General features: G+C 64.0%; 6 protein-coding genes and 1 pseudogene. 4 read left to right on the plus strand and 3 right to left on the minus strand.

Annotated features, from left to right (window positions below; genetic code table 11):
- On the plus strand, positions 1 to 318 hold a 318-nt coding region (locus HP546_RS25115), incomplete at its 5' end, for a histidine phosphatase family protein (RefSeq protein WP_172230974.1).
- Between the two features lie 14 nt (positions 319 to 332).
- On the opposite strand, the gene HP546_RS25120 is transcribed toward HP546_RS25115, so the two are convergent.
- On the minus strand, positions 333 to 1,118 hold the full coding sequence (locus HP546_RS25120; RefSeq protein WP_172230977.1) for a sulfite exporter TauE/SafE family protein: 786 nt from the start codon (positions 1,116 to 1,118) through the stop codon (positions 333 to 335).
- 105 nt (positions 1,119 to 1,223) lie between these two features.
- The gene (locus HP546_RS25125) at positions 1,224 to 1,817 is read right to left on the minus strand and encodes a helix-turn-helix domain-containing protein (RefSeq protein WP_172230980.1); all 594 of its coding nucleotides are present in this window, start codon (positions 1,815 to 1,817) and stop codon (positions 1,224 to 1,226) included.
- A gap of 115 nt (positions 1,818 to 1,932) precedes the next feature.
- On the opposite strand from HP546_RS25125, the gene HP546_RS25130 reads away from it, so the two are divergent.
- The 3 genes from HP546_RS25130 (at position 1,933) to HP546_RS25140 (ending at position 4,597) form a co-directional block, all read left to right on the plus strand.
- Positions 1,933 to 3,069, plus strand: coding sequence for an FAD-binding oxidoreductase (locus HP546_RS25130; protein WP_172230983.1), 1,137 nt, complete (start codon positions 1,933 to 1,935; stop codon positions 3,067 to 3,069).
- 12 nt (positions 3,070 to 3,081) lie between these two features.
- The gene (locus HP546_RS25135; protein ID WP_172230986.1) at positions 3,082 to 3,459 is read left to right on the plus strand and encodes a RidA family protein; all 378 of its coding nucleotides are present in this window, start codon (positions 3,082 to 3,084) and stop codon (positions 3,457 to 3,459) included.
- 73 nt (positions 3,460 to 3,532) lie between these two features.
- Positions 3,533 to 4,597 carry a hypothetical protein gene (locus HP546_RS25140; RefSeq protein ID WP_172230989.1) on the plus strand — a complete coding sequence of 355 codons (1,065 nt, stop codon included), beginning with the start codon at positions 3,533 to 3,535 and terminating at the stop codon, positions 4,595 to 4,597.
- A gap of 69 nt (positions 4,598 to 4,666) precedes the next feature.
- Here the strand turns inward: HP546_RS25140 and mcpA are convergent.
- Positions 4,667 to 5,433, minus strand: a pseudogene (gene mcpA / locus HP546_RS25145) (methyl-accepting chemotaxis protein McpA); the annotation flags it as partial.

A 5,433-nucleotide genomic window follows, 5' to 3' on the forward strand; every position in this document is an offset into this window, starting at 1 on the left:
CTGGGGCGTTGGCAGGGTTTGACCTTGAAGCACTTGCAGGCCGAGCAACCGCAGGCGTTGGCCGAGTGGCTGGAAAATCCAGCCAGCGATGTGCACGGCGGCGAGACGTTTGTCGAGCTGCGCCGGCGTCTCGCTGGCTGGTTGGGAGGCTTCGATCAGCCAGGGGAATGGTGTTGCGTCACACACCCTTTGGTCATCCGGGCAGTGCTCATGAACCTGATGGACTGCCCACTTTCAGCCTTCCCTGCGATTGACGTACTGCCGCTTTCCCGGTTGCAACTGAGCCGTGCAGGCCGTTGGCGATTGCGCATCGTATAAGGCGCGCTCTGCCTTCAGAAAGCCAGCTTGTAGCCGATCAGCAACAGCATCGCCGCCAGGCACGGGCGCAGCACACGGTCGGAGATGCGCCCGGTGAGGTGGCTGCCCAGATAGATGCCCGGCAGCGAGCCCAGCAGCAGATAGCCCAGCAGCGACCAGTCCATGTTGCCCATGCCCGCATGGCCCAGGCCTGCTACCAGGGTCAGTGGCACGGCGTGGGCGATTTCGGTACCGACCAGGCGGCGGGTGACCAGGAACGGGTACAGCAGGAACAGTGCCACGGTACCGAGTGCGCCTGCACCGATGGAGGTGAGCGTGACCATCACCCCCAGCACCACGCCTGTCAGCACGGTCAGGGTGTTCAGGCTGCGGTCGCTGAGGTGGTAGTGGTCACCGGCATGGCGGTTGGCGAAGGCCTGCAGGCGCGATTTGAACAGGATGGCCAGCGCAGTGAGGATCAGCACCACGGCAAGGCCTTGCTTGATAATGGCGTTGAGCGCCGAGGTATCGGTGTGCAGGGTGCTGAGGAACCACAGGGTCAGTGCAGCGGCGGGCACGCTGCCCAGGCTCAGATAGCCGGTGATCTTCCAGTCGATGTTCTTGTGTCGGGCATGCACCCATACGCCGCTGGCTTTGGTGATGGCGGCGTACAGCAGGTCGGTGCCGACAGCGGTGGCCGGGCTGATGCCGAACCACAGCAGGATAGGGGTCATCAGCGAGCCGCCACCGACGCCGGTCATGCCGACGATGAAACCCACGACCAGGCCCGCAATGGTGAAACCGAAAGAACCTACATCCATACGCTACTCGACTGCCCAACTTTGCCCGTTATCGGATGCAGCCAGCATATAGATTTTTTTATAGCCAAATAGACTTGTTCGTTATTAGGTTATAACCGCGGCCGATCAGCGATCAGTCATCACCACCATCACGTGGGCATCGCCGCCGTCGTCGCTTTCCGACAGGTAGATGTGCCCCACCTGGCTGTCAAAATACGCCGTCTCCTGTGGCCCGATGCTCACCGCCTCACCGGTCTCGAACTCGATGCGCACACGCCCGCTCAGCACCAGCGCGAACTCCTGGCCGGGATGGCGGATAAAATCGTCGAACTGGCCGCGTTCCCTGGCGATGATGCGGGCATAGGCCGGCGTCATGCGCCGTTCGGGAAAGTCGCCGGCAATCGGATAGTAATCATAGGTGCCGGTCGAATAACCCGCCGCTGCCGGCAATGAATCGACCACCACGGTCACCGGCACCGGGGTGCTCACCGTACCGCTGGCGCGTAGTAACTGGGCGATATCGACATTCAGTGCCCGCGCGGCAGCGGCAAGTTTTTCATAGCTGACCGACACCTGCGCCAGTTCCATTTTCGACAAGGTGGACAGCGGCACGCCACTGGCTTCGGACAATTGCTTGAGGGTCATCTGGCGTGCCTTGCGCACCTGGCGCAGGCGCTGGCCGACTACAGCGCGGTCTAGCAGGGGAAGGGCAGCGGGCATTCAGGGCTCTCGGCATGCGGCGTTGGTCGGGCATCTTACCTTGGACCCTTGCGCATTTCTAAATTCTCATATATTAGAATTCTCATAAATGATAATTAAGCTGGCAGGAGCGTGCATGATCCCGATCTACGACACCCTTATCATCGGTGCCGGCATTGCCGGTGCGTCGCTGGGCTATCGCCTGGGGGGTCAACAGCGGGTGCTGTTGCTCGAGCGCGAGTCGCAGCCTGGCTACCATGCCACCGGGCGCTCGGCGGCGATGTTCATGGAGGCATACGGCACCCCGCAGATCCAGGCCCTGACCCGCGCCAGCCGGGCGTTCTACCACGCCCCGCCGGCGGGTTTCTGCGAGCACCCGCTGCTGGAACCGCGTGGCTGCCTGTATGTGGCGAGCGTGGAGCAGCGCGAGCTGCTCGAGCAGACCCACGCGCAGAACGTGGCCAATGGCACCGAAGTCAGCCTGCTTGACCGCGACGCCGCGCTGGCCCTGGTGCCCAGCCTGCGAAGCGAGACCTTGGCCGGCGCGGTGCTCGAGCCGGGTGCCATGGACCTGGACGTGCATGCGCTGCATCAGGGCTTCTTGCGCGGCTACCGTGCTGCCGGTGGTGAACTGCGCTGCAATGCCGAGCTGCTCAGGGCCAGCTACCAGAATGACCTTTGGCAAATCGAGCTGGCCGATGGCAGCCACGTGCAGGCGCGCCAGCTGGTCAATGCCGCAGGTGCCTGGGCCGACCGCGTGGCCGAGCAGTGCGGCGTGGCACCGGTCGGCCTGCAACCCTGCCGACGCAGCGCCTTCACCTTCCCCGGCCCGGCGGACCACGACTTCGCCCGCTGGCCGGCCGTGATCGGCGTCGATGAAAGCTTTTACTTCAAGCCCGATGCCGGCCAGCTACTCGGGTCGCCAGCCAATGCCGACCCGGTCGAACCCCAGGACGCCGCACCGGAGGAATTGGATGTGGCCCTGGGCATCTACAACATCGAAGCCATGACCACCCTGGCGATCCGCCGCCCCAGCCACACCTGGGCCGGGCTGCGTTCGTTCGTCGCCGATGGTGACCTGGTGATCGGGTTTGACCCGCACGTCCCCGCGTTTTTCTGGCTGGCGGCCCAGGGCGGCTATGGTATCCAGTCGGCTGCAGGCGCCTCACGGCTGGCAGCCGACCTGCTGCTCGGCCAACCGCTGTGTCCCAGTCTTGTCCGCCAGGGGGTGGCCCCCGAGCGCCTGTCCCCGGCCCGTTTTCAACAACCGTGAAAGGAGCTTCCCATGAGCAATGACATCCAGCGTTTCCCCAGCAGCCTGCCGTTCCCGTTTTCCCGCGCGGTCAAGGCCGGTGGTTTTCTGTTCCTCTCCGGCCAGGTGCCAATGAGCAGCGCTGGCGAAGTTGTGCGCGGTGATATCCAGACCCAGACCCGCGCCGCCTGCGAGCGCATCGCCGACAGCCTGGCGGCCTGCGGTGCCAGCTTCGACCAAGTGGTCAAGGCCACGGTGTGGCTATCGGACATGAGCCACTTCGCCGGTTTCAACGAGGTGTACAAGGCGTTCTTCGGTGCCGCGCTGCCAGTGCGTTCCACCGTCGCCTCGGCGTTGGCGCTGGGCGTGGACGTGGAGATTGAAGTGCAGGCGTTTGTCGGCGACTCCTGAAACAGCGGTGCAGGAACGGGCTTGCCCGCGAAAAGGCCCTCAAAGGCACAACAACAATAAATCAGAGGTGCACATGAAAGAGCAGCTGAAGATTGCCGGCGCATTTGTCGGTGTGATTGTGGGGGCGGGGTTCGCTTCGGGGCGGGAACTGCTGTTGTTCTTTGTCGATTTCGGCCTGTGGGGGCTGGCCGGTGCGTTGGTCAGCGCCGCCTTGTTCACCTTCCTCGGCATGGCCCTGGCCGGGCTGGGCAACCGCCAGCAGGCGACCTCGCACAAGGATGTGATCCAGGCCATTTGCGGCCGGCACCTGGGCCGGTTCGTCGACTGGTTGATCACCTTCTTCATGTTCGCGGTCACCGTCGTCATGCTGGCGGGCGGTGGTGCATTGCTGGAGCAGCAGTTCGGCATCCCGGCACTGACCGGCAGCGTGCTGATGACGCTGGTGGTGGTGGGCATCGTGTGCCTGGACGTGCGCAAGGTGATCCTGGCCATTGGCGCCATCACGCCACTGCTGATCCTGGTGGCGTCGGCCATTGCGCTGTACGCGGTGTTCAGCCGTGAACAGAGTTTCGCCGCGCTCGATCAGCTGGCCGGCCAGCAGCAGGCCGGCACCCGCCACTGGTTGCTGGGGGCGTTTCTGTATGTGTCCTACAACATCGTCGCGGGTGCGCCGATCCTGGCCATTCTGGGTGGCTCGGCCAAGGGTGAGAAAACCGCCGTGTGGGGTGGCTTGCTCGGTGGTGCGGCATTGGGTGGCCTGATGCTGGTGATGAGTGCCGGGCTGTTGTCGCGCCTGGACAGCGTGGCCGACCTGCCGATGCCGATGCTGTCGATTGCCAGTGAAGTATCGCCGTTGCTGGGCCTTGTGATGTGCCTGATCATCTTCGGGATGATCGTCAACACTGCTGTCGGCACCATGTTCTCGTTTCTGTCGCGGCTGTTGCCAGCGGGCACGGCCAAGTTTCGCTGGGGGTCGGTGGTCACCGGGGTGGTGGCGTTTGGCTGCAGCCTGGTGGGGTTCATCAGCCTGGTGGGCGAGGTGTACCCGTTGTTCGGTTACCTGGGCTTTGTGCTGATGGCGGCCGTGTTGCTGGCCTGGGTGCGACGGGCTCGGGTGCGGGAAGCAGCTGTGGCTTGAAACGGGGCGATATCAACGGGCCTGTACCGGCGACAACAGCCATTGGCCGCTGCCGCCTGATGCCAGCGATTAGATCCTGAAGCTGCCCACCAACTGCTTCAAGCGCCCGGCCTGCTGCGCCAGCTGGTCGCAGTGGCGCAGGGTGTCGTTGAGGTTCTCCACCCCTTGCTGGTTCAGGGCGTTGATCTGGGTGATGTCCAGGTTGAGGCTTTCGACTACGGCAGTCTGCTCTTCGGTGGCGGTGGCCACCGACTGGTTCATGCCATCGATCTCGCCAATGCGCTGGGTAACGCTGGCCAGGCGCGCACCGGCCTGGTTGGCCACTTGCACGGTCTGTTCGCTGGAAACCTGGCTGGTGTTCATGGTGTGCACCGCTTCGCGCGAGCCCACCTGCAGGCTGGTGATCATGCGGTGGATTTCTTCCGCCGATTCCTGGGTGCGGTGCGCCAGGTTGCGCACTTCATCAGCCACCACCGCAAAGCCACGGCCGGCTTCACCGGCACGGGCCGCTTCGATGGCGGCGTTCAGCGCCAGCAGGTTGGTCTGCTGCGAGATGCCCTTGATCACGTCGAGGATCTTGCCGATCTCGTCAGTGCTGGCGTTGAGCGTTTCGATCTGCGCGCAAGACTCGCTGATGCGCTGCGACAGGGCAGTCATGGCACTGATCGCTTCTTCGACCACTTCACGGCCACCATGGGCCTGTTCGCTGGCGCCGCTGGCATGCTGGGAGGCATCGGCGGCGTTGCGGGCGATTTCCTGGGTGGCGGCACCCAGTTCGTTGATTGCCGCAGCCACGCTGTTGGTGCGCATGCTCTGCTCTTCAGAGCCGCTGATCG

The sequence above is a fragment of the Pseudomonas sp. CM25 genome (genome assembly GCF_013179705.1).
In the GTDB taxonomy this organism is placed as follows: Bacteria; Pseudomonadota; Gammaproteobacteria; order Pseudomonadales; family Pseudomonadaceae; genus Aquipseudomonas.